The sequence below is a fragment of the Rhodobacter sp. JA431 genome (assembly GCF_900217725.1).
Taxonomy (GTDB): Bacteria; Pseudomonadota; Alphaproteobacteria; order Rhodobacterales; family Rhodobacteraceae; genus Rhodobacter; species Rhodobacter aestuarii.
In genome coordinates this window covers 18,934-45,075 of sequence record NZ_OBMP01000010.1, presented here as the reverse complement: position 1 = coordinate 45,075, position 26,142 = coordinate 18,934, and the positions used below count along the sequence as shown (strand labels likewise).

General features: G+C 60.3%; 24 protein-coding genes and 1 tRNA gene. 6 read left to right on the top strand and 19 right to left on the bottom strand.

What is annotated here, in order from left to right:
* Nucleotides 1-3: 3 nt before the first annotated feature.
* The 6 genes from CRO18_RS16550 to CRO18_RS16525 all read left to right on the top strand — a co-directional run bounded on the left by CRO18_RS16550 (nucleotide 4) and on the right by CRO18_RS16525 (nucleotide 4,601).
* Nucleotides 4-528: a DUF1643 domain-containing protein gene (locus CRO18_RS16550; protein ID WP_076485973.1), complete on the top strand. Its 525-nt coding sequence runs from the start codon at nucleotides 4-6 to the stop codon at nucleotides 526-528.
* Between the two features lie 111 nt (nucleotides 529-639).
* Nucleotides 640-1,698, top strand: a complete 1,059-nt coding sequence (locus tag CRO18_RS16545; protein ID WP_097082936.1) for a calcium-binding protein — start codon at nucleotides 640-642, stop codon at nucleotides 1,696-1,698.
* 147 nt (nucleotides 1,699-1,845) lie between these two features.
* Complete coding sequence (rpsO, locus tag CRO18_RS16540) at nucleotides 1,846-2,115, top strand: 30S ribosomal protein S15 (protein WP_076485975.1); 270 nt, start codon at nucleotides 1,846-1,848, stop codon at nucleotides 2,113-2,115.
* Between the two features lie 103 nt (nucleotides 2,116-2,218).
* Entirely contained in the window at nucleotides 2,219-2,575 is a 357-nt protein-coding gene (locus tag CRO18_RS16535) for a YigZ family protein (RefSeq protein WP_097082935.1), read from the top strand.
* A gap of 87 nt (nucleotides 2,576-2,662) precedes the next feature.
* Nucleotides 2,663-4,204, top strand: coding sequence for an ATP-dependent RecD-like DNA helicase (locus tag CRO18_RS16530; protein ID WP_097082934.1), 1,542 nt, complete (start codon nucleotides 2,663-2,665; stop codon nucleotides 4,202-4,204).
* Between the two features lie 160 nt (nucleotides 4,205-4,364).
* The gene (locus tag CRO18_RS16525) at nucleotides 4,365-4,601 is read left to right on the top strand and encodes an Lrp/AsnC ligand binding domain-containing protein (RefSeq protein ID WP_076485978.1); all 237 of its coding nucleotides are present in this window, start codon (nucleotides 4,365-4,367) and stop codon (nucleotides 4,599-4,601) included.
* Here the strand turns inward: CRO18_RS16525 and CRO18_RS16520 are convergent.
* The 19 genes from CRO18_RS16520 to CRO18_RS16430 form a co-directional block, all read right to left on the bottom strand.
* Nucleotides 4,598-5,365 carry a TIGR02186 family protein gene (locus tag CRO18_RS16520; RefSeq protein WP_245826564.1) on the bottom strand — a complete coding sequence of 256 codons (768 nt, stop codon included), beginning with the start codon at nucleotides 5,363-5,365 and terminating at the stop codon, nucleotides 4,598-4,600. The two genes, CRO18_RS16525 and CRO18_RS16520, sit on opposite strands and share 4 nt — an antisense overlap.
* Nucleotides 5,366-6,283, bottom strand: a complete 918-nt coding sequence (locus CRO18_RS16515) for a sulfite exporter TauE/SafE family protein (protein ID WP_076486027.1) — start codon at nucleotides 6,281-6,283, stop codon at nucleotides 5,366-5,368.
* A 72-nt stretch (nucleotides 6,284-6,355) separates the two neighbouring features.
* Nucleotides 6,356-7,156 (bottom strand): purine-nucleoside phosphorylase, encoded by an 801-nt coding sequence (locus tag CRO18_RS16510; RefSeq protein WP_097082933.1) that lies wholly within the window; start codon nucleotides 7,154-7,156, stop codon nucleotides 6,356-6,358.
* The gene (locus CRO18_RS16505; RefSeq protein ID WP_076485980.1) at nucleotides 7,140-8,108 is read right to left on the bottom strand and encodes an ABC transporter permease; all 969 of its coding nucleotides are present in this window, start codon (nucleotides 8,106-8,108) and stop codon (nucleotides 7,140-7,142) included. Before CRO18_RS16505 ends, CRO18_RS16510 begins: the two co-directional genes overlap by 17 nt.
* Entirely contained in the window at nucleotides 8,108-9,196 is a 1,089-nt protein-coding gene (locus CRO18_RS16500; RefSeq protein WP_097082932.1) for an ABC transporter permease, read from the bottom strand. The genes CRO18_RS16505 and CRO18_RS16500 overlap by 1 nt, the downstream gene beginning before the upstream one ends.
* Nucleotides 9,193-10,791, bottom strand: coding sequence for an ABC transporter ATP-binding protein (locus CRO18_RS16495; protein WP_097083001.1), 1,599 nt, complete (start codon nucleotides 10,789-10,791; stop codon nucleotides 9,193-9,195). Before CRO18_RS16495 ends, CRO18_RS16500 begins: the two co-directional genes overlap by 4 nt.
* The gene (locus CRO18_RS16490) at nucleotides 10,791-11,780 is read right to left on the bottom strand and encodes a BMP family protein (RefSeq protein WP_097082931.1); all 990 of its coding nucleotides are present in this window, start codon (nucleotides 11,778-11,780) and stop codon (nucleotides 10,791-10,793) included. The genes CRO18_RS16495 and CRO18_RS16490 overlap by 1 nt, the downstream gene beginning before the upstream one ends.
* A 153-nt stretch (nucleotides 11,781-11,933) precedes the next feature.
* On the bottom strand, nucleotides 11,934-12,344 hold the full coding sequence (rimI, locus tag CRO18_RS16485) for a ribosomal protein S18-alanine N-acetyltransferase (RefSeq protein ID WP_097082930.1): 411 nt from the start codon (nucleotides 12,342-12,344) through the stop codon (nucleotides 11,934-11,936).
* A complete protein-coding gene (gene tsaB, locus CRO18_RS16480) occupies nucleotides 12,344-12,955 on the bottom strand; it encodes a tRNA (adenosine(37)-N6)-threonylcarbamoyltransferase complex dimerization subunit type 1 TsaB (protein WP_097082929.1) in 612 nt (203 codons plus the stop codon). The genes rimI and tsaB overlap by 1 nt, the downstream gene beginning before the upstream one ends.
* Nucleotides 12,945-13,511 carry a NifU family protein gene (locus tag CRO18_RS16475; protein ID WP_097082928.1) on the bottom strand — a complete coding sequence of 189 codons (567 nt, stop codon included), beginning with the start codon at nucleotides 13,509-13,511 and terminating at the stop codon, nucleotides 12,945-12,947. Before CRO18_RS16475 ends, tsaB begins: the two co-directional genes overlap by 11 nt.
* A 175-nt stretch (nucleotides 13,512-13,686) precedes the next feature.
* Entirely contained in the window at nucleotides 13,687-17,922 is a 4,236-nt protein-coding gene (rpoC, locus tag CRO18_RS16470; protein WP_076485986.1) for a DNA-directed RNA polymerase subunit beta', read from the bottom strand.
* 50 nt (nucleotides 17,923-17,972) lie between these two features.
* Nucleotides 17,973-22,109 (bottom strand): DNA-directed RNA polymerase subunit beta, encoded by a 4,137-nt coding sequence (gene rpoB, locus CRO18_RS16465; protein ID WP_076485987.1) that lies wholly within the window; start codon nucleotides 22,107-22,109, stop codon nucleotides 17,973-17,975.
* 237 nt (nucleotides 22,110-22,346) lie between these two features.
* Entirely contained in the window at nucleotides 22,347-22,721 is a 375-nt protein-coding gene (gene rplL, locus CRO18_RS16460) for a 50S ribosomal protein L7/L12 (RefSeq protein WP_076485988.1), read from the bottom strand.
* A gap of 68 nt (nucleotides 22,722-22,789) precedes the next feature.
* Nucleotides 22,790-23,305 (bottom strand): 50S ribosomal protein L10, encoded by a 516-nt coding sequence (gene rplJ / locus CRO18_RS16455; protein ID WP_076485989.1) that lies wholly within the window; start codon nucleotides 23,303-23,305, stop codon nucleotides 22,790-22,792.
* A gap of 221 nt (nucleotides 23,306-23,526) precedes the next feature.
* Nucleotides 23,527-24,225: a 50S ribosomal protein L1 gene (rplA, locus tag CRO18_RS16450; RefSeq protein ID WP_076485990.1), complete on the bottom strand. Its 699-nt coding sequence runs from the start codon at nucleotides 24,223-24,225 to the stop codon at nucleotides 23,527-23,529.
* A 3-nt stretch (nucleotides 24,226-24,228) separates the two neighbouring features.
* The gene (gene rplK, locus CRO18_RS16445) at nucleotides 24,229-24,681 is read right to left on the bottom strand and encodes a 50S ribosomal protein L11 (RefSeq protein WP_076485991.1); all 453 of its coding nucleotides are present in this window, start codon (nucleotides 24,679-24,681) and stop codon (nucleotides 24,229-24,231) included.
* Between the two features lie 87 nt (nucleotides 24,682-24,768).
* Nucleotides 24,769-25,308, bottom strand: coding sequence for a transcription termination/antitermination protein NusG (gene nusG, locus CRO18_RS16440; RefSeq protein WP_076485992.1), 540 nt, complete (start codon nucleotides 25,306-25,308; stop codon nucleotides 24,769-24,771).
* Nucleotides 25,309-25,486: 178 nt separating this feature from the next.
* The gene (gene secE, locus CRO18_RS16435; protein WP_076485993.1) at nucleotides 25,487-25,669 is read right to left on the bottom strand and encodes a preprotein translocase subunit SecE; all 183 of its coding nucleotides are present in this window, start codon (nucleotides 25,667-25,669) and stop codon (nucleotides 25,487-25,489) included.
* Nucleotides 25,670-25,769: 100 nt separating this feature from the next.
* Nucleotides 25,770-25,845 (bottom strand) — tRNA-Trp (locus CRO18_RS16430).
* Between the last annotated feature and the right edge of the window lie 297 nt (nucleotides 25,846-26,142).

The following is a 26,142-nucleotide window of genomic DNA, read 5'->3' as shown; positions in this document are numbered from 1 at the left end:
GGCATGATCACCCGCAGCCATATCAAAGGCGATGCCCCCTCGATCGCGGTTTATTCCGACTGTGAGCAGTATCGCTACCTGCTCACCCGTGTTTGGGACGAAAGCCACCCCCGCGCGCTGTTTGTGATGCTGAACCCTTCCACCGCAACCGAGGTGCAAAACGACCCGACGGTGGAGCGCTGCGAGCGCCGGGCGCGGGCCTTGGGCTTTGGCGCTTTCCGGGTGACGAATATCTTCGCCTATCGCGCCACCGACCCCAAAGACATGCGCGCGCAAGCGGACCCGGTTGGCCCCGAAAATGATGCCGCGATTTTGGAAAGCCTTGAATGGGCCGCCGGGCCTAAGGATCGAATCATCTGCGCTTGGGGGGCGCATGGGGCGCATTTGAACCGCGGGGCAGCGGTGGAGGCGCTTTTGCGCGGCTCTGGCCGGGCATTGCATCATTTGGGGCTCACCAATGCGGGAGCCCCCAAACACCCGCTTTACATCAGCTATGCGCAGCAACTGATCGCTTGGCCCGCGTCATAAACGGTTAACCAGCCTCCGAAATATCGCAGCTCCTACGCCTTTTCGGCACCTGTGCTCGCTTTTGATTCACGCCCGCGCGTTAGGCTCGCCGCTTAACCATGAGGTGGTGCGATGCTGTTTCTCTCCGGTCTGCTGGGTCTGCTGATGGCAGGGGTTGCCGCTGGTCTGGTTCCGCTGGAGGAGCCGGAGGCAGAAGATGGCATTCTCCCCGAAGACAGCGCGAGCGATAGCGGTGGCGAGGATCTGATCGAAGATGACCCGTCCGACACGGTGACCACCTTGCCCGGGGACGATCCCACGCCCGCTTCCCTGCCCTCCCCTGACCCGAGCGAGCTTGCCGATATCCTTTGGGGCGATCTTTTCGATGATGAGATCGACGGGCTTGGCGGCGATGACCAAATCAACGGCTACGGCGGCGATGACACGCTTGCGGGCGGCGCGGGTGACGACACGCTGATTGGCGAAGAGGGCGATGACAGTCTGTCCGGCGATGCGGGCGATGATTCGCTTGCGGGCGAAGATGGGGCAGATACGCTTTTGGGTGCTGCGGGAAATGACACGCTAACCGGGGGCTTTGGAACCGATAGCCTGTCAGGGGGCGAAGACAATGATAGCCTGTCAGGGGGCGAAGACAATGATAGCCTGTCTGGCGGCGCCGATAATGACGTCTTGGCAGGCGATGCGGGCAATGACAGCCTGATGGGCGACGATGGAGATGACACGCTGACAGGCGGGCTAGGCAATGATGAGTTGTTTGGCGGCGACGGCGATGATCTGCTGATCGGAGTGGTAGCCGCAGACGAATCCGCTACCATGGATGAGGATGGGACAGATTTCCTCAATGGCGGCACGGGGGCGGATACGCTGATGGTGGGAACGGGCGACTACGCCTCAGGTGGCGAGGATGCGGATGTGTTCGGCTTGGGCGATTGGATCGACCCGGCAAACCCTGCCACCATTTCCGATTATGACGCCAGCCAAGACCAGATTGTGGTGGTCTATGACCCGAGTTCGGGCAGCCTGCCGGACCTGACCCTTCAGCCTTCTGAGACCAGTGGCAACCAATGGGTCTGCTTGGATGGTGTGCCGCTGGCCGAGGTAATGAACGCCGAGAACCTGACGGTTGCGGACCTTCGCTTGGTGACCCCAGAGGAATTCAGCGCGCTTTGACCTCGCCAAGGCCTCTCGGGCCTTTTTGCTTCCCAAAAGGCGGAATTTCCGCTAAACGCCGCCATCCGCCGGATTCGGCGGTGCTCCACGGGCCTTGCTGGACGACATCCCGGCCTGCGCCATAACCCTTTACCAAAGGAGACCCCGATGTCGATCACCGTTGAAGAGAAAAACCGTCTCATCAAAGAATACGCCACCAAAGAAGGCGACACCGGTTCGCCGGAAGTCCAAGTGGCGATCCTCAGCTCGCGCATCGCGACGCTGACCGAGCACTTCAAACAGCACAAGAAGGACAACCACTCACGTCGTGGCCTTCTGATGATGGTGGCCCAGCGCCGCAAACTGCTCGACTACCTGAAAAAGAAAGACGTGGCTCGCTACCAGTCGCTCATCGAGCGTCTCGGCCTGCGCCGCTAATCTTTCCGGCTTCGGAAAACGAAACGCCCGTCGCACAAGCGGCGGGCGTTTTGCTTATGTCCCGCGCCTTGCTGCCCGCAGGTATGCGCTTTACACCCGCACCATGCGCATCTTGGAAAACATCATCAGCGATCGTGGCTCGAAATATGCCGTTTCCGGCGGGCCCTGCGCCTCGGCAGAAGAGGCACGGGCTTTCATCCAAACCCTCTGCCGCACGAAAAAATTCGCCAAGGCAACGCATAATAGCTGGGCCCTTTTGACCGCCGATGCCCCACTTAAAAATGATGATGGGGAAGCAGGGGCGGGTATGGTGATTTTGCGGATGCTCGAACGCGAAGCTCTGCAAAACCATATCATCGTGGTCACGCGCTGGTTTGGCGGCAAGCATCTTGGCGGGGATCGGTTCCGCCATGTGCAAGAGGCCGTGCGTCTTTATCTGGAAGACCTGCGCCAGACCTGACCCCCCCATGCGACCGGGCCACAACGGCAGCTTGGCCCCTAGATTTCACGCCTTTCGGTTCACCCAGACGCCCTGTAAAGTCGCGCCATGACGCTTCCTGCCACGCTTAAATTCTCTGACGATCAGGCCGAGGCCTGGGATGCCGTTGCTTCCGCGCTGGAGGCGGCGGGTGTCGATATTTTGGATGGCAGTTTGTTGCCCGAGGGCGGCGAGCCGCATGTGATGGCGGTGATCGGCAAGGCGGGCTCGGGCAAAACGCTCCTTTTGGCGCAACTCTTCAAAGCTTTGGCCGAGGCGGGGGTTGAGATCGTCTCGGGCGATTATGAAGGCAAGAAGCGCAAAGATCGGCGCACGCTGGCGATTTTGGCCCCCACGAACAAAGCCGCCTCGGTGCTGCGCTCGCGCGGTGTGCCCGCGACCACGATCCACCGCATTCTTTATACCCCCGTTTATCACCCTGAATATGAGGCCATTGCCGAATGGCTGGCCGGGCAAGGCGACCGCCCCGATCTTGAGCAATTGCGGATCGACGGGTTGTCTGAACTTGCGCTCGACCGCGCGAAAGCCTTTTACGAAACCAATGCCTCGGTGCCGGGCGCCTTGGCGGCGGCGGGCTTGCGGGGCTCGGATTTTATTTCCGGCTGGAAGCGGCGCGAAGACCCGCTGGATATCGGCTTTGTCGATGAAGCCTCGATGCTGGATGAACGCCAATTTGACGACCTGAAAGAAATCTTCCCGACGCTGGTCTTGTTTGGCGACCCGGCGCAGCTCGCCCCCGTCAACCAATCGGGTCACATGTCGTTTGAGCGGTTGCCGGAAAAAGAGGTGCATGCGCTGCACCGCATCCACCGCCAAGCCGATGACAACCCGATCTTGGATCTGGCCCATGCTTTGGCCGATGACAGCCTCGATTTTTACGCTTTTGAACGCAAGCTGGCAGAGGCCGCAAAATCTGACCCGCGCGTGGTTTGGGCCGAACGGGTGGAAAGCGATCTGATGGCGCGCTCGCCCGTTTTGGTGTGGCGCAATGCGACCCGCATTCGGCTGATACAGGCGTTTCGCGGCGCGCATTCCGCGCCCGCAGATGCGCTTTTGCCCGGTGAGCCGCTGATTTGTGACGGGATCGAATTGCCGCTCAAGCACCGCAAGAAGCGCATCGACCTTGAGGCGCGCGGGCTGATCAAGGGCGCGCAGGTGATCTACCTTGGCCCCGGCAAAAAGCCCGGCTTTTCGCGGCTGCATGTGATTGGCTCTGAAGACCCGCGCCTGTCAGCCGCCTCGATCGTAAAGATCGAAATGCCTGATGAAGAAGAACCCTTCATCCCATTTGCCGCGCGGATGGGGGCGACCTTTTTGCATGGTGCCGCTGTCACCATTCACAAGGCGCAAGGCAGTCAGTGGCCCGATGTGCAGGTTTTTGCGCCCGATATTTATGCCGCCTTCCGCGCGGGTCGGTCAGAGGCGGGTATCCCGCTGTGGAAACGGCTGGCCTATGTCGCGATCACCCGCGCCGAGCATCGGCTTTTATGGGTGACGAAAGCGCGGCTTGCCCGCCCTTCTACCCCCTTGGGTATCGACGATCTGCCGAGCGGGGCTGCGGTGCTCAAGCTCGAAGGTCAAACCGACTAGAGCCTAGTCGCGTTCCTTCGCCTGCGCGCCGCAAGCTCTTACCTTGTGATCTCGCATGTCAGAGGCGCACAAAACCGGTTCCCAGTTTTGTGCAACATGCTCTAGCCCTTTTCCTTTCCGGCCACGCCGCCTAATCTGCCCCCAACAAAGGAGGCGGCCCATGCGTTGCGTTTTCGTCCAGTTCCGTTGCCAGCCCGGTCAAACCTATGCCGTGGCCGATGCCATTTATGAGCGCGAGGTGGTGAGCGAGCTGTATTCTACCTCGGGCGATTATGACCTGATCGCCAAGGTCTACATCCCCGAAGAGGTCGATGTTGGCCATTACCTGTCGGAAAAGCTGTTCGATATTGCTGGCATCAGTCGCACCTTGACGACGATGACCTTCAAAGCGTTTTAACGCTTCAGCATCCGGAAGGCGGCAGAGGCGGCCCAGCCCGCAAAGACCGCAAGCGCGAGCGACATCAGCCCGTAAAGCGCGGGCTGGTTTTGCGACAGGTTATAAGTGAACCGCTCAAGCCCAACCCGGCGCACCCGGATTGGGCGCTCCGCCCGGTCGATCAGGTTGCCATCGCGCAGCAAAAAGATCCGCGCGGTGTAATCCCCTTCAATCAGGTTTGCAGGCAAGTCGAAGTCGGCGCGAAACAGCGTGCCTTGCACCAGCTTCACTGGTTTGCGCGTCAGCTGATAGACCCCACCCTTTTCACGAATGCGCATCAGTGCTTCGGCATAGGGGCGGGTGTCACTTTCGCCCAAAGGCCCTGCAAAGGCCCGCATCGCCAGCGGCAGCGAGATATTCTCAAGCGCATCCAGCGCCGGTGGCAAGATCTTCTCCAGTGGGGCGGAGCTTGCCACGGCGTAATAGCTTGGCGCTTGCGGCACCACCACTTTCCCGGTGTTGACCCAAATCCCAAATTCACGCGACTTGCGCCGCACGGTGACGCGCTGCAGCGGCCCTTCCAGCGTGACAATCACCCCAAGCCGCCCCGGCGGCTCCGGCGCGTCACGTTTCACCGCGCCATAAAGGATCACCGTCGACCCATCAAACGAGGCGGTAATCCCAATATCCTCGGCACTGAGTCCCGCCACGACCTTTTCGGCCTGCGCCAGCCCCGGCAGAAGCGACAGCCCCAACACGAAAAAGACCATCAGCGCGCGGATCATCTAGATCACCCCCATGGTGAGGGAGTAAAGCTCGCTCGGCATCAACAGAAGATCGAGCCCCAGCTTCACCGCGACGGCCAGAACCAAAAGTGCCAACAAGATGCGCAACTGTTCGGCTTTCAGCTTCGCCCCAAGTTGCGAGCCGATCTGCGCGCCGATCACCCCGCCGACAATCAACAGGAGCGCCAGCATCACATCCACCGATTGGTTGGTGATGGCATGCATCATTGTGGTGAAGGCCGACACGAACAAAATTTGAAAGAGCGAGGTGCCGATCACCACCTTGGTCGGCATCCCAAGCAGGTAGATCATCGCGGGCACCATGATGAAGCCGCCACCCACGCCCATGATCGCGGCCAAAACCCCGACAGCCATGCCCACCAGCATGGGCGGAATGACCGAGATATAAAGGCCAGAAGCGCGGAACTTCACCTTGAACGGCAGCCGGTGCACCCAATTATGCTGGCGCGCTTTCACCCGCGGCGCATCTTTGCGGCGGTTGCGGCGCAGGGCCCGCACGGCCTCTTGCAGCATCAAAAGCCCGATCGAGCCCAAAAACACGACATAAGCCAATTGCACAGCAAGGTCGATTTGCCCGAGCCGTGTAAGCAGGTTGAAGATGAAGATCCCCATGGCCGAGCCAATAAGGCCGCCGATCAAGAGAACGATCCCCATCGGCACATCCACAGCCTTACGCTTGAACTGTGCCAAGACCCCACTGACCGAAGAGGCCACCACTTGGTTCGCCCCGGTCGCCACCGCCACGGTGGGCGGAATGCCAATGAAAAACAGAAGCGGCGTGATCAAGAAGCCGCCGCCCACACCAAACATGCCCGACAACAGGCCCACGAGCCCACCAAGGCCCAAAAGAAGAAAGATGTTCACCGAAAGCTCGGCGATGGGAAGGTAGATTTGCATGGCGGTGCGTTGGCTTTGCCCTTGCAGCATGACCTGCATGGGCGAGGGTAGCAAGACCCGCTTTCACCCCGGTTAAAGGGTTTTCAGCATTCGGCGCAGGATCTTTTCAAACTTGGCGGCACCAAGGGGGGCCATCGCCTTGGTTTGCTCGTGGCTGATTTGTTCATCCGCCATGCCAGCGCCCATATTTGTCATCACCGACACGGCGGCGACCCGCAGGCCCAAAAAGCGCGCAAGGATCACCTCAGGTACAGTCGACATGCCCACTGCATCGGCCCCAAGGATTTTTGCCGCGCGAATTTCGGCGGGTGTCTCAAAGGACGGGCCAGAGAACCAGCAATAGACCCCTTCGGGAAGCGCGAGCCCCTCAGCTTCGGCGGCGGCTTTGAGTTGCCCACGTAGGCCCAGATCATGGGCCTCGGTCATCGGCACGAAGCGCGCGTCTGTTGGCTCGCCAATCAGCGGGTTGGCACCTGCAAAGTTGATATGGTCATTCAGCAGCATCAGCCCGCCGGGAGGGATGTCTGCGCGCAGGCTTCCGGCGGCATTGGTCAGCAACAACTGATCACAGCCCAGATCGCGCAGAACCTCTAAGGCCAGCCGCATCTCGGCGGGATTGCCATGTTCATAGTAATGCACGCGCCCGCCAAACACCGCGACCCGCACACCCTCAAGCATGCCAATCGCCAGTTTCGGGTTGTGACCCGACACCCCCGCCTGTGGGAAACCCGGCAGGTCGGTGTAGGGGATCGCAACGCCCTCCACCTCGTCGGCGATATGGCCAAGCCCGGAGCCCAGCACCAAGCCCAAGACAGGCGGGGTGGAACCCGCGCGGGCACGGATCAGGCGGGCGAGTTCAGCGCTCCTTGACATAGGGTTGGCCTCCGGCGCGTGGGGGGATCGCGCGGCCCACAAAGCCCGCCAAAACGATCACAGTCAAAATGTAAGGCAGGGCATCCAGCGCCGAGACCGGGATTTTCATGTGCAACGTGCCCTCGATCACATCGGGGCGCAACGCAATGGCCTGCAAGAAACCAAAGAGCATGGTCGCGCCAAGCGCATACCAAGGCCGCCATTTGGCAAAGATCAGCGCGGCAAGGGCAATATAGCCGCGCCCCGCCGTCATCTCGCGGCCAAAACCCGCTTGCAACGAGGTCGCCATATAGGCCCCGGCAATGCCGCACAAAACGCCGGTCAGCATCACCGCAGTATAGCGCAGGCCAATGACCGAAACGCCTGCGGTATCCACCGATTCCGGGTTTTCCCCCACAGCCCGCAGCCGCAGGCCAAAGCGGGTGCGGTAAAGCAGCCACCATGTCAGCGGCACAGCGGCAAGCGCGATATAAACGAGCAAGGAATGGCCCGAAATCACCTTGGCATAGAACGGCCCGAAATAGGGCACAGAGGCCAGCGCCTCTGCCCCCGGCAAGGTTATCGCCTGAAACCGGGCATCGCCAGTCAGCGGCGGCGTACGCCCGCCCTGGTGAAACAGCGTTTGCGAGATAAGCACCGTCGCGCCGGAGGCCACGAAGTTGAGCGCCACGCCCGAAATAAGTTGGTTGCCCCGGAAGGTGATGGAGGCGAGCCCGTGGATCAGCGCGAAAATAAGCGAGGCCACAATCCCCGCACCAAGGCCAAGCCATGCCGAACCCGTCATCGCCGCCACCGCGCCCGAGGCCATTGCAGCCATCAGCATCTTGCCTTCAAGCCCGATGTCAAAAATGCCAGCACGTTCGGAATAAAGCCCCGCCAAACAAGCGAGCAGAAGCGGCGTGCCCAAACGCAGGGTGGAGCCCAAGACCTCGATCAGCGTTGCGTAATCCATCACGCAGCCCCCCGTGCCAAGCGGAAGAAGGGCACAAGCATCATCCGCACCATCGTGTCGAGTGCGCCCGTGAACAAGATCACCAGCCCCTGAAGCAGCAGACGCAATTCAATCGGGATTGTGGTCCAAAGCCCCATCTCGGCCCCGCCTTGATAGAGGAAGCCAAACAGAAGCGCGGCCAAAAACACGCCAAACGGGTGGTTGCGCCCCATCAGCGCGACGGCAATGCCAATGAACCCCGCCCCTTCAGAGGCGTTTTGCACCAGCCGCTCAGACTCCCCCATGACATTGTTGATCGCCATCATGCCCGCCAAGCCGCCCGAAATCAGCATCGAGAGCATGATCACCTTAACGGGTGAAATCCCGGCATAGCGCGCCGCACTTTCAGATTTGCCAAAGGCGCGGATTTCATAACCAAGCTTGGTGCGCCAAAGCAGGGCCCAAACCGCAAAGCAGGCCGCGACCGCGACAAAGAAGCTGACATTGGCGGGCACTTTGTTCGAGAAGATCAGATCAAGCCCGGGAATTTGCCCAAAGTTTGGCAGCTTTGCCCCCTCTGGGAAGCGGGCGGAGGCCGGGTCCATCTGCCCCACAGGGCGCAGCACCTCAACCAGCATATAAACGATGAAAGCCGCGCCGATATAGTTGAACATGATCGTGGTGATCACGATATGGCTGCCGCGTTTTGCTTGTAACCATGCGGGAATGGCGGCCCAAGCGGCCCCAAAGAGTGCCGCCCCAGCGGTCGCGGCAACCAGCGCCAGCGACCAATGCGGCCAAGGCAGCGCTAGGCACACAAGTGCCACCCCCAAACCACCAAGTTGCGCCTGCCCTTCGCCGCCGATGTTGAACTGCCCGGCGTGATAGGCGACCGTCACGGCAAGCCCGGTGAAGATGAAAGAGGTGGTGTAGTAAAGCGTATAACCCCAGCCATAGGGGGAGCCAATCGCACCATCGACCATCACCGTCACGGCCTCGATCGGGTCGCCGCCAATGGCCAAAATGACAATGGCCGAAATGACCGCCGCCAGCAAAAGCGAGATGAAGGGCACCAGAACAAGGTCTGCCCAAGTGGGGAGTTTGGTCATTCTGCCGCCCCTTTGGTTTGCGCAACCCCTGCCATCAACAGGCCCAACTCACGCTCATTCGTCTCGGCGGGCAGCCGCTCGCCCATGATCTGGCCGTCAAACATCACCGCAATCCGGTCAGAGAGTGACATGATCTCGTCAAGCTCGACCGAAACGAGCAGCACCGCAGCCCCCGCATCGCGCAATTCCACAATGCGGCGATGGATGAATTCAATCGCACCAATATCCACGCCGCGTGTCGGTTGCCCGACAAGCAAGAGCACCGGGTTACGCTCGATCTCGCGCGCCAGAACGATCTTTTGCTGGTTCCCGCCAGAGAAGCTTTGCGCGGGCAGGTGCGGGTTGGGCGGGCGCACGTCAAAGCGCTCCATCTTGCCTTCGGTGTCGCGAATGATCGCCGCGTTGTCCATAAAGAGCCCGCTGGCCTGATAGGCTTTGGCGCCGTGATAGCCAAAAGCCACGTTTTCCCATGCGCTGAAATCCAAGATCAGGCCAAGGTGATGGCGGTCTTCGGGCACATGAGCAATGCCGCGCGCGCGCCGGGTTTGCCCGGTGGCCCCATGGCCAGCCAGCACGACCTCCTGCCCCTGCACCTCCATCCGGCCCGTGACCTTGCCCGCGCCAAAACCGCCCAAGATCTCAAGCAATTCGGATTGGCCATTGCCCGCCACCCCGGCAATGCCCAAAATCTCGCCCGCGCGAATGGTCAGGCTCACGCCCTTGAGCCGATCAACTCCTTCGGCATCGGTGACGCGCAGGTTTTCCAGCCTCAGCACCGTATCGCCCGGATTTGCGGGCGCTTTCGGCACATGCATCAGCACTTTGCGGCCCACCATCAACTCCGCCAATTCCTCGGGCGAGGTATCGGCGGTTTTGACGGTGGCCACCATCTCGCCGCGCCGCATCACGGAAACGGAATCCGTGATCTCCATAATCTCGCGCAGCTTATGAGTGATCAGAATGATCGTTTTGCCCTGCTCTTTGAGCCCGCGCAGGATGCGAAACAGGTGATCGGCCTCATCGGGGGTCAATACGCCCGTGGGCTCATCCAAAATCAAAATATCGGCGTGGCGATAAAGCGCTTTTAAAATCTCCACGCGCTGCTGATGGCCCACCGAAAGCTCTTCAATCACCGCATCGGGGTCAACATCCAGCTCATATTCCTCGGCCAAATGCGCCAGCGTTTTGCGCGCCTTGGCAAGCGAGGGGCGAAGCAGCGCCCCGTCTTCCGCGCCCAGAATGACATTCTCGAGCACGGTGAAATTCTGCACCAGCTTGAAGTGCTGGAACACCATCCCGATGCCCGCGCGGATCGCAGCTTGGCTATCATGGATGATGGTCGGCCGGCCATTGATCAAGATCTCGCCCGCATCGGCGCGGTAGAACCCGTATAGGATCGACATCAAGGTCGATTTGCCCGCGCCATTTTCGCCGATAATGCCGTGGATCGTGCCCGGCATCACGCGAATGGAAATATCCTTGTTCGCCTGCACCGGCCCGAAGGCCTTGGAAATGCCGCGCAACTCAATTGCCGGGGCCGCAGCCCCGGAAAGGGCGGCAGTTGCCTGCCGCCCCGCATCCGTCGTCTCTGTCATCATTCCACCGGGCAGGTGTTGTCCGTCATGTAATCGTGCACCTCGATCTCACCCGCGACGATCTTCGCAGCGGCTTCATCGACGGCGGCTTTCATCTCATCGGTGACGAGTTCGGCGTTGAATTCATCCAGCGCATAGCTCACGCCATTGTCGGCAAGCCCCGAAACGATCACGCCGGTTTCCAGATCGGCACCTTCCATGAAGGCCTCATAAACCGACAGGTCCACGCGCTTGACCATCGAGGTCAGCATGTTGCCCGGATGCATGTAGTTTTGGTTGCTATCGACACCGATGCCCAAAATCCCTTCATCGGCAACCGTTTGCAAGATGCCAAGGCCGGTTGAACCCGCTGCCGAGAACACAACATCCGCACCTTGCGCGATTTGCGCCTTGGTCAGCTCGGACCCTTTCACCGGATCGTTCCACGCCGCAGGGGTCGTGCCGGTCATGTTGTAGACCACTTTCACATCCGGGTTCGCCGCTTTCGCGCCTTGGGCATAGCCGCATTCAAACTTGCGGATCAGCGGAATATCCATGCCACCAACAAAGCCAACCACCCCGGTTTTCGAGGCCATCGCCGCCATCATGCCGACAAGATAGGAGCCTTGCTCTTCTTGGAACACGACCGAGCGAACGTTCGGCTGATCCACCACCATGTCGATGATGGCAAATTTCGTGTCCGGATAATCCGGGGCCACGGTGTTGAGCACATCGCCAAAGGCAAAGCCCGTCATCACGATCGGGTTCGCACCCGATTCCGCGAAGCGCCGTAGCGCCTGTTCGCGCTGCGCTTCAGACTGCATTTCCAATTCTTTGTAGGAGCCGCCGGTTTCTGCGGCCCAACGCTCGGCTCCGTTAAAGGCCGCTTCGTTGAAGGATTTATCGAACTTGCCACCAAGGTCAAAAATCAGCGCCGGATCGGCAGCCGCCGCGCCTGCAAAAAGCGCCAGCGTCGCTGCGGCGCCGAGGAAATGTTTCGTCATGGTCATGGATCACTCCCGGTCATTGTTGCGCGTCCCCCCAAGGAACGCCAGTGGCGGGGCAAGCCCGCGGACCTCGCGAATTAGGGCTCTGAAACCGGGGGCGGTCAAGCGGGTTTTTGGCTGTCGTCGCGTCTTGATGCGCAGATCCTAGGCAGCTGCCTAAAGCGCTTGCACCAGAACCAGCGCATCCTCTGCACTGCCGTCCGGCGCGTGGTAATAGCGCTTACGCCGCCCGGCTTCTGTCCAACCCGTGCAGCCATAAAGGGCCTGAGCAGGAGCGTTTGAGGCCGCAACCTCCAAAAATGCCGTAGTCGCGCCGCGACTGTGCGCCTCGACCAAAAACGCCGTCACGAGTTTCACGCCCGTGCCTTGCCGCCGGGCTTGTCGGTCAACGGCGAGGGTAAGCAATTCGGCCTCATCCGCCACGACCCGTCCCAACAGAAACCCGCTGGCTTCGATGCAAAGAAAGCACTGCGGGCTTGCCAAAAGATCGGCGAATTCCGCCGCAGACCACGGCCGCGGGGTGGTGAAGCAGGTGGCATGCAATTTGGCAAGGGCGGCGGGGTCCATCAGTCCAGCAACACCGGAGGCGGATCAGACGGCGGCGCGGCATCGGCCCCGCGCAGATATAGCGGCGCGGGTTTAGGCTGCGGGGTCTCGGCGCGCGATGCGGCGACCCGACCAATGGCCACGGCGAGCGGGAAAGTCGCTTGCTCCGGTGTAAGGATCGGCGTGCCTGCCAGTTCCGCCTGAAATACCTCTGCGGGCTCCAAGCGGGGCGGCTCTGCACCTGCGTCGGTAAAGCGCTGTGCATAAGCCTCGCCGCGCCGTGCATCGAGCATCACCGCAATCGGGCGCGCCGCGCCTTCGGCAACCGCCTCGAAACTGGAAACCCCAATCGCGGGAATGCCAAGGCTCAACGCTAGGCCCCGCGCGGCAGAAACCGAAATCCGAACGCCAGTAAAATTGCCCGGCCCAATGCCAACGCCGATGGCGGCAAGGGCGTGCCAATTATGACCCGCCTCGGCGAGAAGCTCCTCCAACAACGGCATCAGCCGTTCGGCCTGCCCTTTGGCCATTTCTTCCACCCGATGCGCCAGCACCGTCTCGCCTTGCAGCAAAGCGGCCGCGCAATGCGCGGCCGATGTGTCAAAGGCAAGGGTCAGAGCCTCACTGCGCAACGGCGCGCACCTCGCTGACCTCGGGGATATAATGGCGCAAAAGGTTCTCGATGCCCATTTTCAGCGTGTAGGTCGAAGACGGGCAGCCCGCGCAAGCACCTTGCATATGCAGGTAAACCACGCCCTTTTCAAAGCCGTGGAAGGTGATGTCGCCGCCATCTTGCGCCACAGCGGGGCGCACGCGGGTGTCGAGCAATTCTTTGATCTGGGCGATGATCGCGCCATCTTCGCCATCGTCAGCGCCGCCTTCGGTATGGCCACCGCTGGCCGCCCCCATCAGCACCGGCTGGCCGGATTGGTAATGCTCCATGATCGCGCCCAAAATTGCGGGGCGGGCATGGGCCCAATCGGTGGCATCGTCTTTGGTGACGGTGACAAAATCAGACCCCAAAAACACGCCCTTTACCCCGGCCACGCGGAAGATACGCCCCGCCAAAGGCGAAACCTGCGCAGCTTCCTCAGAGGTGAAATCGGCACTGCCTTCAGGCAGAACTTCCTGCCCCGGCAGGAATTTGAGCGTCGCGGGGTTCGGGGTGGTCTCGGTCTGGATGAACATGGCGTGCCTCCTTGGCTTGAGGCAGATATGCGCCTTCTGACCAAATTCGTCAAGTTTTGGCCGGCCTCACAAAGCCGCACCCCAAGTCACGGCACGGGATTTGCGGGCCTTTTCCATCAAAAAGCCCCCGCGCAAGGGCATTGCGCGGGGGCCTGTTTCTAAACGCGTCAGCCGATCAGTCGCGGCTTTCGGGCGTTTCCACCGGGCCGAAATCGGCCTCTTCGTAGGCGGTGTCGATCGGCGCGGCGAGCGCGGCGGCCTCGGCAGCCTCGGCGCGACGCGCCTCGATCACCGTATGGTCGCGTTCGGCAGCGATCTTGCGAACTTTGGTGGTGGCCCCACCCGTACCCGCCGGGATCAGACGGCCGACGATGACGTTTTCCTTCAAGCCGACAAGCTTATCGCGTTTGCCTTGCACCGAAGCCTCGGTGAGCACGCGCGTCGTTTCTTGGAACGACGCCGCCGAGATGAAGGACCGCGTTTGCAACGAGGCTTTGGTGATCCCGAGCAGCACCGGCTCGCCCGTAGCGGCACGGCCACCACGCGCTTCGACTTTGGCGTTCTCTTCGTCGAACTCCGACTTGTCGATATGCTCGCCTTTCAGCAGCGTGGTATCGCCGCTGTCGAGGATTTCGATCTTTTGCAGCATTTGCCGCACGATCACCTCGATGTGCTTGTCGTTGATCTTCACGCCTTGCAGACGATACACGTCTTGCACTTCGTCGATCAGATATTCGGCCAGCGCCTCGATCCCCATGATACGCAGAATGTCATGCGGGGCCGGGTTGCCATCCATGATGTAGTCACCCTTCTGCACGAAGTCGCCTTCTTGCACCGGGATGTGCTTACCTTTCGGCACCATGTATTCGACCGGCTCGAGACCCTCTTGCGCAGGTTCGATCGCGATGCGGCGCTTGTTCTTATAGTCTTTGCCAAAGCGCACATAGCCATCAAGTTCGGCGATGATCGCGTGATCTTTCGGACGACGGGCTTCGAACAGTTCCGCCACGCGGGGAAGACCCCCGGTGATGTCTTTGGTCTTCGCACCTTCGCGCGGGATACGCGCAACCACGTCACCGGCCTTCACCTCTTGTCCCTCTTCGATCGAGAGAATGGCGTCCACCGACATCGGATAGGTCACCGGGTTGCCCGCATCGTTGCGGACCGGCTCACCATCGGCATTGACGATGATGATCTCGGGCTTCAGGTCGTTGCCTTTCGGCGCCGAGCGCCAATCGGTCACGATCTTCTGCGTCATACCGGTGGCATCGTCGGTCTCGTCGCGCACAGAAATGCCCGAAACGAGGTCGACGAATTTCGCCACACCCGATTTTTCCGCGATGATCGGCAGGGTATAGGGGTCCCATTCGAACAGCTTTTCGCCGCGTTTGACCGCTTGGCCTTCCTTGACGAAGAGCTTGGTGCCGTAGCCCAGCTTGTGGCTGGCGCGTTCCTCGCCCTGATCGGACATGATCGCGATCTGCATGTTACGGCCCATCACGATCTGCTCGCCCGCCTCGTTCACGAGGATGTTGGCGTTGCGGAACTCGATGGCGCCTTCATGCGAGGCTTCAAGGAACGACTGCTGGCCACCTTGCGCAATACCGCCGATGTGGAAGGTCCGCATCGTCAGCTGCGTGCCGGGTTCCCCAATCGACTGCGCCGCGATGATGCCCACCGCTTCGCCTTGGTTCACCAGCGTACCGCGGGCAAGGTCACGACCGTAGCAAAGCGCGCAAACGCCCTCTTCGGCCTCACAGGTCAGCGCCGAGCGGATGCGGATCGACTGGATCGCATTTTGCTCGATCAGGTCGGCTTTACGCTCGTCAATCAGCTCGTTTTTGCGCACCAGCACCTCATCGGTGCCCGGAACCATCACGTCATCGGCCGCAACCCGGCCCAGAACGCGTTCCGAAAGCGGCGCGACCACTTCACCGTCGTTCACCGCGGCCGAAGCCGTGATGGCACGCTCGGTGCCGCAGTCATGTGAGCGCACGATGCAGTCTTGGGCAACGTCGACCAGACGACGGGTCAGATACCCCGAGTTCGCCGTTTTAAGCGCAGTGTCGGCCAGACCCTTACGGGCGCCGTGGGTCGAGTTGAAGTACTCGAGCACGGTCAGGCCTTCTTTAAAGTTCGAGATGATCGGCGTTTCGATGATCTCGCCCGACGGTTTGGCCATCAGGCCGCGCATCCCGCCAAGCTGTTTCATCTGCGCCGGCGAACCCCGCGCCCCGGAGTGGGACATCATGTAGACCGAGTTCGGCTCTTTCTCCATGCCCGCATCATCGACGCGAACCGCAGAAATCTCCTTCATCATCTCGGCCGCAACGGCATCCGAGCATTTCGACCAAGCATCGACGACTTTGTTGTACTTCTCACCTTGGGTGATCAGACCGTCCATGTACTGCTGTTCGAACTCTTTGACCTGCTCGCGCACGCCATCGACGATTTCCCACTTACGCTCCGGGATCAGCATGTCGTCCTTACCGAACGAGATACCGGCCTTAAACGCTTCGCGGAACCCAAGACCCATGATCTGGTCACAGAAGATCACCGACTCTTTCTGACCGCAGTAGCGGTAGACGGTGTCGATGACGTTTTGCACGTCTTTCTTCCGCAGCGGGCGGTTCACAAGGTCATAGGGCGCTTTGGTGTTGAGCGGCAAAAGCGCGCCAAGACGCACGCGGCCCGGGGTGGTGTCATACCGTTTCCAGACCTCGTTGCCCTCTTCGTCGATTTGCTTGACGCGGGCTTTGACTTTGGCGTGCAGGTGCACGGTGCCCGAGTTCAGCGCGTGTTCGACTTCCTCAACCGAGGAGAACACCATGCCTTCGCCCGGCATCCCGGCCCGTTCCATGGTCGTGTAGTAAAGACCAAGCACCATGTCTTGCGATGGAACGATGATCGGCGCGCCGTTGGCGGGCGACAGAACGTTGTTCGTCGACATCATCAGCACGCGGGCTTCCAGCTGGGCTTCCAGCGAAAGCGGCACGTGAACGGCCATCTGGTCACCGTCGAAGTCAGCGTTAAACGCCGAGCAAACGAGCGGGTGCAGCTGGATCGCTTTACCTTCGATCAGTTGCGGCTCAAAGGCTTGGATGCCCAGACGGTGCAGCGTCGGCGCGCGGTTCAGCAACACCGGGTGTTCGCGGATCACCTCGTCCAGAATATCCCAAACCTCGGGACGCTCTTTCTCGACCAGTTTCTTCGCCTGTTTCACCGTGCTCGACAGACCCTTGGCTTCAAGGCGCGAGTAGATGAAGGGCTTGAAGAGTTCGAGCGCCATCTTCTTGGGCAAGCCGCACTGGTGCAGCTTGAGTTCCGGCCCGGTCACAATGACCGAACGGCCCGAGAAGTCGACGCGTTTGCCGAGAAGGTTCTGACGGAAGCGGCCTTGCTTCCCTTTCAGCATGTCGGAGAGCGATTTCAGCGGGCGCTTGTTGGTGCCCGTGATCACGCGGCCACGACGGCCGTTGTCGAACAGCGCGTCAACCGCTTCTTGCAGCATCCGCTTTTCGTTCCGCACGATGATATCGGGCGCACGCAGTTCGATCAGACGCTTGAGACGGTTGTTCCGGTTGATCACACGACGATAGAGGTCGTTGAGGTCGGACGTCGCGAAGCGGCCACCATCCAGCGGCACCAGCGGGCGCAGTTCCGGCGGGATCACCGGAAGCACCGTGAGGATCATCCACTCGGGGCGGTTTTTCGACTCGATGAAGCTTTCGACGATCTTCAAGCGTTTGATGATCTTCTTCGGCTTCAGCTCGCCCGTGGCTTCTTTCAGCTCTTCGCGCAGTTGCTCGGCGGTCGCCTCAAGGTCGATCGCGGCAAGCATGTCACGGATCGCTTCCGCGCCGATGTTGGCGGTGAAAGCGTCGGCACCATATTGGTCTTGCGCGTCAAGATACTCGTCTTCGGTCAGAAGCTGGCCATAGGACAGCTCGGTCAGACCGGGTTCGATCACGACGTAGTTCTCGAAGTAGAGAATGCGTTCGAGGTCGCGCAGCGTGATGTCGAGCATCAGGCCGATGCGGCTCGGAAGCGATTTCAAGAACCAAATATGCGCAACGGGCGAGGCCAGTTCGATGTGGCCCATACGCTCGCGGCGGACTTTTTGCAGCGTGACTTCCACACCGCATTTTTCGCAGACAACGCCGCGATATTTCATCCGCTTATATTTGCCGCACAGGCATTCGTAGTCTTTGATCGGGCCAAAAATCCGCGCACAGAACAGACCGTCACGCTCGGGTTTGAACGTGCGGTAGTTGATCGTTTCGGGCTTCTTGATCTCGCCATAGGACCACGACAGGATCCGCTCGGGCGAAGCCAGCGAGATCTTGATCTCGTCAAAAGCCTTCGGCGCGGCCAGCGGGTTGAACGGGTTTTGGGTGAGTTCCTGGTTCATCGGTTATGTCCTTGAATGGGTCGGGAAAGGGGAGGAGGGCGCGACCGCCCTCACTCGTCTTCCTCCGAATCCAGGAGTTCCATGTTGAGGCCGAGGCCACGCACTTCCTTGACGAGAACGTTGAACGATTCCGGCACACCGGCTTCGAAGTTGTCCTCGCCCTTGACGATGCTTTCGTAGACCTTGGTCCGGCCAGCCACGTCGTCCGACTTCACGGTGAGCATCTCTTGCAGGGTATACGCGGCGCCGTAAGCTTCCAGAGCCCAGACCTCCATCTCCCCGAGACGCTGACCACCGAACTGCGCCTTACCACCAAGCGGCTGCTGAGTGACGAGCGAGTACGGGCCGGTCGAACGGGCGTGCATCTTGTCGTCGACAAGGTGGTGCAGCTTGAGGAAGTATTTCACCCCAACCGTGACCGGGCGCGCGAACATTTCGCCGGTCCGACCGTCGAACACACGCGATTGGCCCGATTTGTCGAAGCCCGCGCGGATCAGCGCATCGTTCACATCGGCCTCTTTCGCGCCGTCAAAGACCGGCGTGGCAATCGGCACGCCGTTGCGGACGTGCTCGGCACATTCCACGAAACGCTCTTCTTCCATTTCAGAGAAGGCCGCTTCGTAGGTTTCGTCACCATAGCCGTGGCGCATCGCGTCACGCACCGGGGTCAGATCGCCAGAACGCTTATATTCCTTGATCGCTTCGTCGATCTGGATGCCCAGACCGCGCGAGGCCCAACCCATGTGGGTTTCAAGGATCTGCCCGACGTTCATCCGCGACGGCACGCCGAGCGGGTTCAGCACGAGGTCAACCGGGGTGCCATCGGCGAGGAAGGGCATGTCTTCCATCGGCACGACTTTCGACACAACACCTTTGTTGCCGTGACGACCGGCCATCTTATCGCCCGCTTGCAGCTTGCGCTTCACAGCGACGAAGACTTTGACCATCTTCATCACGCCCGGAGGCAGATCGTCGCCTTGGCGAACTTTCTCGACCTTGTCTTCGAAGCGGTGCTCAAGGGCGCGTTTCTGCGCATCGAACTGGTCGTTCAGCGCTTCCACTTCCTTGGCATCGGCTTCGTTTTCAAGGGCAAGCTGCCACCATTGGCCACGGCTCAGCGTGCCCAGCAGATCTTCCGTGATTTCCGAACCGGCTTTGATGCCTTTCGGGCCTTTCACGGCGACTTTGCCGAGGATCAGCGTTTTCAGACGCGCGTAGATGTTGCGCTCCAAGATCGCCATTTCGTCGTCACGGTCGCGAGCCAGACGTTCGACTTCTTCACGCTCGATTTGCAGCGCGCGTTCGTCTTTATCAACGCCATGGCGGTTGAAGACCCGCACTTCCACGATCGTGCCGTAGGCCCCCGGCGGCAGGCGCAGCGAGGTGTCGCGCACGTCCGAGGCTTTTTCACCGAAGATGGCGCGCAGAAGTTTTTCTTCCGGCGTCATCGGGCTTTCGCCTTTGGGGGTGATTTTGCCCACGAGAATGTCGCCCGGGCCCACTTCGGCGCCGATGTAGACAATCCCCGCTTCGTCGAGGTTGCGCAAAGCTTCCTCACCGACGTTCGGGATATCGCGGGTGATCTCTTCCGGCCCAAGCTTCGTGTCGCGCGCCGCCACTTCGTATTCCTCGATGTGGATCGAGGTGAACACGTCATCGCGGTGGATGCGTTCCGAAATCAGGATCGAGTCTTCGTAGTTGTAGCCGTTCCACGGCATGAAGGCGACGACCACGTTGCGACCCAGCGCCAGTTCGCCCTGATCGGTCGAGGGACCGTCAGCCACAACTTGGCCCTTGGTGACGATGTCGCCCACTTTCACGATCGGACGTTGGTTGATCGTCGAAGATTGGTTCGAGCGTTTGAACTTGCGCAGACGGTAGATGTCCACGCCCGCGTCGCCCATGCCCAGATCTTCGTTGGCGCGGATAACGATCCGCTGCGCATCGACCTGATCCACCACACCACCACGGCGCGCCATGATCGCAGCGCCCGAGTCGCGCGCCACAGTGGCTTCCATGCCGGTGCCGACGAAGGGGGCTTCGTTACGCAGCAGCGGCACGGCTTGCCGTTGCATGTTCGAGCCCATCAGCGCGCGGTTGGCGTCGTCGTTTTCAAGGAAGGGAATGAGCGCCGCAGCGACCGACACCAACTGTTTCGGCGACACGTCGATCAGGTCCACGGCCTCGACCGGGTTGAGCATGAATTCCCCCGCCTGACGTGTCGAGACGAGATCATTCACAAAGCGGCCATCTTCATCGAGCGTGGCGTTCGCCTGCGCGATGGTGTGGCGCATCTCTTCGGTGGCCGACATGTAGATCACGTCGTCCGTCACCTGCCCATCTTCCACACGGCGATAGGGGGTTTCGATGAAGCCGTATTTGTTCACCCGCGCAAAAGTGGCGAGCGAGTTGATCAGACCAATGTTCTGACCTTCCGGCGTTTCAATCGGGCACATCCGACCATAGTGGGTCGGGTGAACGTCGCGGACCTCAAAGCCTGCACGTTCGCGGGTCAGACCGCCCGGCCCGAGCGCCGAAAGACGACGCTTGTGCGTGACTTCCGAAAGCGGGTTGGTTTGGTCCATGAACTGCGAGAGCTGCGAAGAGCCGAAGAATTCACGCACCGCGGCCGCAGCCGGTTTCGCGTTGATCAGGTCTTGCGGCATGACCGTGTCGATTTCGACCGAGGACATGCGTTCCTTGATCGCGCGTTCCATACGCAGCAGGCCGACGCGATATTGGTTTTCCATCAGCTCGCCGACCGAGCGCACCCGGCGGTTACCGAGGTGGTCGATATCGTCGATTTCACCCTTGCCGTCGCGCAGTTCCACCAAGCCTTTGATGCAGGCGATGATGTCTTCGCGGCGCAGGGTGCGCTGAGTATCGGGCGCATCCAAATCAAGGCGCATGTTCATTTTCACGCGGCCCACGGCGCTCAGGTCGTAACGCTCGCTATCGAAGAACAGCGTGTCGAACATGCTCGAGGCGGCTTCGACGGTCGGCGGTTCACCCGGACGCATGACGCGATAGATGTCCATCAGCGCCTGATCGCGGTTCATGTTCTTGTCCGCGGCCATGGTGTTGCGCATGTAGGGGCCGACATTGACGTTGTCGATATCGAGCACCGGAACATCGGTGATGCCATTGTCGAGCAGCGTCTTGATCGAGCCACCCACCAACTGGCCGTCGCGGTCGTATTCCGCAGTCAGCTCGTCGCCGGCTTCGATGTAGATGTAGCCGGTGTCTTCGTTGATGATGTCTTTGGCGCAGTAGCGGCCAAGGATGTGGTCGAAGGGCACCAGAACTTCGGTGATCGCCGCATCGTCGATCCATTTTTTTACCATACGCGGCGTGGCTTTTTCGCCCGCTTGCAAGATCACTTCGCCGGAAGCTGCGTCGATCAGGTCATAGGCCGGGCGGGTGCCGCGCACGCGCTCGGGGAAGAATTTGGTGACCCAGCCGCGTTTGCCCTCGGCGCGGAAGTTCACGGTCGAGTAATAGGCATCCATGATGCCTTCTTGGTCGAGACCCAGCGCATAAAGCAGCGTGGTCACCGGCAGTTTGCGGCGACGGTCGATGCGCGCGAACACGAGGTCTTTGGCGTCGAATTCAAAGTCGAGCCACGAACCACGGTAAGGAATGATCCGGCAAGCAAACAGCAGTTTGCCCGAGGAGTGGGTTTTGCCACGGTCATGGTCGAAGAACACGCCCGGCGAACGGTGCATCTGGGAAACGATGACCCGTTCGGTCCCGTTGACGATGAACGTCCCGTTGGGCGTCATCAGCGGCATGTCACCCATGAACACGTCTTGTTCTTTGATGTCTTTGACCGACCGCGCCCCGGTGGTTTCGTCAACATCAAACACGATCAGGCGCAGCGTCACCTTGAGCGGCGCCGAGAAGGTCAGATCGCGGCTCATGCATTCGTCGACGTCATATTTCGGACGTTCGAGTTCGTATTTCACGAATTCGAGAATTGCATTGTCGTTAAAGTCTTTGATCGGGAAGACCGATTGGAAAACGCCTTGAATGCCTTCGCCATCCAGCGGCTTGGGCGCATCGCCCGAACGCAGGAACAGGTCATAGGATGCCTTCTGCACCTCAATGAGGTTGGGCATCTCCAGAACTTCACGGATTTTGCCGTAGTAGCGGCGGATGCGTTTCTGACCAACGTAAGCTTGAGCCATGCTCGTCGTGACCTTTCGTCTGTAGCAAGCGTGTATCGTCGGGGCCCGATACACGTTGCAGGCGAATGGGGGGTCAGGTTCCATACCTGCCTTCCGTCCCACCGGAAGGCTCCCGAACCGACCCTGCCTTGGAAAAGGCTTCTTGTCAAAGCCCTTACCGAGACAGGAGCGGCTGGGCTCGGGAAAGCCCCGAACCCAGCCATTTTTTTAAAGAGGATGCGAACGCATCCTGCTCGATTATTTGAGCTCGACCTTGGCGCCAGCCGCTTCGAGCTTCGTTTTGATTTCTTCGGCTTCGGCTTTCGCCGCGCCTTCTTTCACTTTGCCACCAGCTTCGACCAGCTCTTTGGCTTCTTTCAGGCCAAGACCGGTGATGCCGCGAACTTCTTTAATCACGTTGATTTTGTTCGCGCCGGCTTCGACGAGAACGACGTCGAATTCGGTTTTCTCTTCGGCGGCTTCAGCAGCGGCGCCCGGGGCGGCGGCCATCATGACAGCGCCACCAGCGGCCGGCTCGATGCCGTACTCGTCTTTGAGGATGGTTTTCAGTTCTTGGGCTTCAAGCAGCGTCAGGTTGACGATTTGCTCGGCGAGGGCTTTCAGATCGGCCATTTTTCCGTTCCATTCTGATATAGGGTTGATCCGACGTCGGTGCTTTCCGACGAAGGCAATTTGTTGCTTCAGGCGGCTTCCCGCTCCTCAAGAGTTTTGAGGATGCTCGCGATGTTGGAAGCAGGCGCACCAATGGCGCCGGCGATGTTCGAAGCAGGCGCACCGATGCACGACACGATTTGAGCGATAAGCTCTTCACGCGACGGCATAGAGGCGACGGCTTTGACACCGGCCGGATCCAGAGCCTCCCCGCCCATCGACCCGCCAAGAATAGCGAACTTGTCGTTCGTCTTGGCATAGGCGTCCGCGACCTTGGCCGCAGCGACCGGGTCTTCGGAATAGGCGAGAACGGTCATACCCGACAGAAGTTCAGCCATGCTGGCGCAGGGCTTGCCTTCAAGGGCGATCTTGGTGAGCGTGTTCTTGGCAACGCGGACGGACCCACCAACTTCACGCATTTTCGCGCGCAGGTCCTGCATCTGAGCAACCGTCATGCCTTCGTAGTGGGCAACCACCACGACGCCAGAGCTTTCGAAGATTTGGCCGAGTTCCTCGACCACTTTCTCTTTTTGGGCTCTATCCACGGTTACACTCCAAGTGTGGGGGTTTCCCCCCGGCTCTCGTTTCCCACGGGCGCATGCCCGCAGGTCGGGTCCGATCGGTTCCCGAGATCGCCCGAGGCAGTACCCCGGTAATTCTCGTTCCCCATCTCAGGAAGGAAATTAAGCCGGAACCCGGCACCCTCCGTCTCGGACAGGACGGGGCGTTTGACCGCCCCGTCATTCGCCGGTTTCCCGGCAAATTCTTATTGCGCGGCAGTCGTCGCGAGGTCGAGCGAAACGCCCGGGCCCATCGTCGAGGACAGCGACACTTTTTTCACATAGGTGCCTTTGGCGCCGGCGGGTTTCGCCTTGGTCACGGCATCCACGAAAGCGCGCACGTTTTCAGCCAGCTTGTCTTCGGTGAAGGAGACTTTGCCGATGCCGCCGTGGATCACGCCAGCTTTTTCGACTTTAAACTGAACTTCGCCGCCTTTCGCCGCTTCGACAGCCGCTTTCACGTCCATCGTCACGGTGCCGACTTTCGGGTTCGGCATCAGGTTGCGCGGCCCGAGGATTTTGCCCAGACGGCCGACGATCGGCATCATGTCCGGGGTCGCAATGCAGCGATCGAACTCGATCTTGCCGCTTTGGATCGTTTCCATCAGGTCTTCGGCGCCGACAATATCAGCCCCGGCTTCTTTGGCTTCATCAGCTTTCGCGCCACGGGCGAACACGGCCACGCGCACGGTTTTGCCGGTGCCGTTGGGCAGACGGACAACACCGCGGACCATTTGGTCAGCGTGGCGCGGGTCAACGCCGAGGTTCATCGCGATTTCCAGCGTCTCGTCGAATTTCGCCGAGGCAGCGGATTTGATCAGTTTGACGGCTTCTTCAACCGAGAGGTTGTCTTTGCCTTCGAAAGCGGCGCGCGCAGCGACCGAACGTTTACCGAGCTTGGCCATTGCTTACCCTTTCACGTCCAGACCGATCGACTTCGCAGAGCCGAGGATGATTTTCATCGCGCCGTCGATATCGTTGGCGTTGAGATCTTTCATCTTCGCCTGAGCGATTTCGCGCACTTGCGCGGCGGTCACGGTACCAACCGTTTCACGGCCCGGCTTTTCCGACCCTTTCGGGCGGTTACGCTTGCCCACCGGCTTCAGGCCAGCGGCCTTTTTCAGCATGTAGGACGCGGGCGACGTTTTCGTTTCAAAGGTGAACGATTTGTCGGCGTAGTAGGTGATCACGCAGGGAACCGGCGAACCTTGTTCCATTTCTTGCGTGCGGGCGTTGAACGCCTTGCAGAATTCCATGATGTTGATCCCGCGCTGACCCAGCGCCGGACCGACCGGCGGCGACGGGTTGGCCGCCCCCGCTTTAATTTGCAGCTTCAGCTGCCCGATAACTTTCTTGGCCATGTGGCCCTCTCCTTTTCACTGCCGCCCCACCATGAGGCGAAGTTTAGTGGTCCGGTCTGGGTTACCCCGCGCCTCCCACGATGCACGTCAGGCGGTTTTCGCCACCTGCGTGAATTCCAATTCCACCGGCGTCGGACGACCAAAGATCGACACGGTCACCTTCAGGCGACCCGCGACATCGTCCACTTCCTCGACCATGCCCGAGAAGCCCTCGAACGGGCCATCGGTCACCGACACGCTCTCGCCCACATCGAAGCGGATCAGGTTGCGCGGCGCGGCAACCTCGCCCGTCGGGCCTTCGCGGTTCAGGATCTGGTTCACCTCGGCGTCGCGCATCGGCGTCGGCTTGCCTTGCGGCCCGAGGAAACCGGTCACCCGGTTGATCGACGTGATCGCGTGGTAGCCACGATCACTCATATCCATCCGCACGAGCACATAGCCCGGCATGAAGCGGCGCTCCGAGGTGACTTTCTTGCCACGACGAATCTCGATCACCTCTTCGGTGGGAACGAGAACCTCTTCAATTTCATCCTCAAGGCCTTTGTCGATCACGGCCTGACGGATTTGTTCGGCGACCTTCTTCTCGAAGTTCGAGAGTACGGAAACCGAATACCAACGCTTCGCCATGCCCAGCCTGCCTCTTTCGCCCAGCGCAACGCGCCGAAAATCCTGCCAATACAACGGTTTGACCGCTCTTCTCGGAAAACAAGACGGCGCGCATCTTGCGAATCGATGCACGCCGGTTCCGAAGTCTGGAGCCCCTTTAGCCGCCAAAAGGCTGCTTTTCAAGGCCTTCGCCGGGTTTTCAGCCCAGAATTTGGCCAACGCCAAAACGGATCGCCCAGTCCACGAGCGAGAAGAACAGCGCGGTCAGAGCCGCAAGCACAAAGACCATCGCCGTGGTCAAAAGCACCTCACGGCGCGACGGCCAGCTGATCTTGCCCACTTCCGAGCGGACCTGCTGCATGAACTGGATCGGGTTCGCCATGATGCTTCCTTCCTTGCGACCGCGTCGAGATACGCGCAAGCGACAGCAATTTCAAGCGCTGGCGTGCACGCAACCGATACGAAACTTTGCGGAAAACGGCTGGCAGGGGCAGCAGGGCTCGAACCCGCGACCCTCGGTTTTGGAGACCGATGCTCTACCAACTGAGCTATACCCCTAGGCCGTGTTGCGGGTGCTAAGGCAGGCGGCGGGGGAAATCAAGAGCGTTTTGCGTCGCAACTGCATCTCAGGGCACAACGTGCTCAAATGCCGCCACATCGACAAACCTGGAAAAGGTATGCTTCGCGCTTTCCAGCTAAGCTTACGCCGCTTTCGGAGACAGCAGCCCGGTTTAGGTGAGCGGGGATTTCGCGGTAGAAGGAAGAACTCTTCCTGATGTCAGTTTTTGAGCCACGCGAAAACTTTGGCCCAGCGCTGGATGCGGGTCGGCTTCCGGGGATTTCACTCAGATCAAC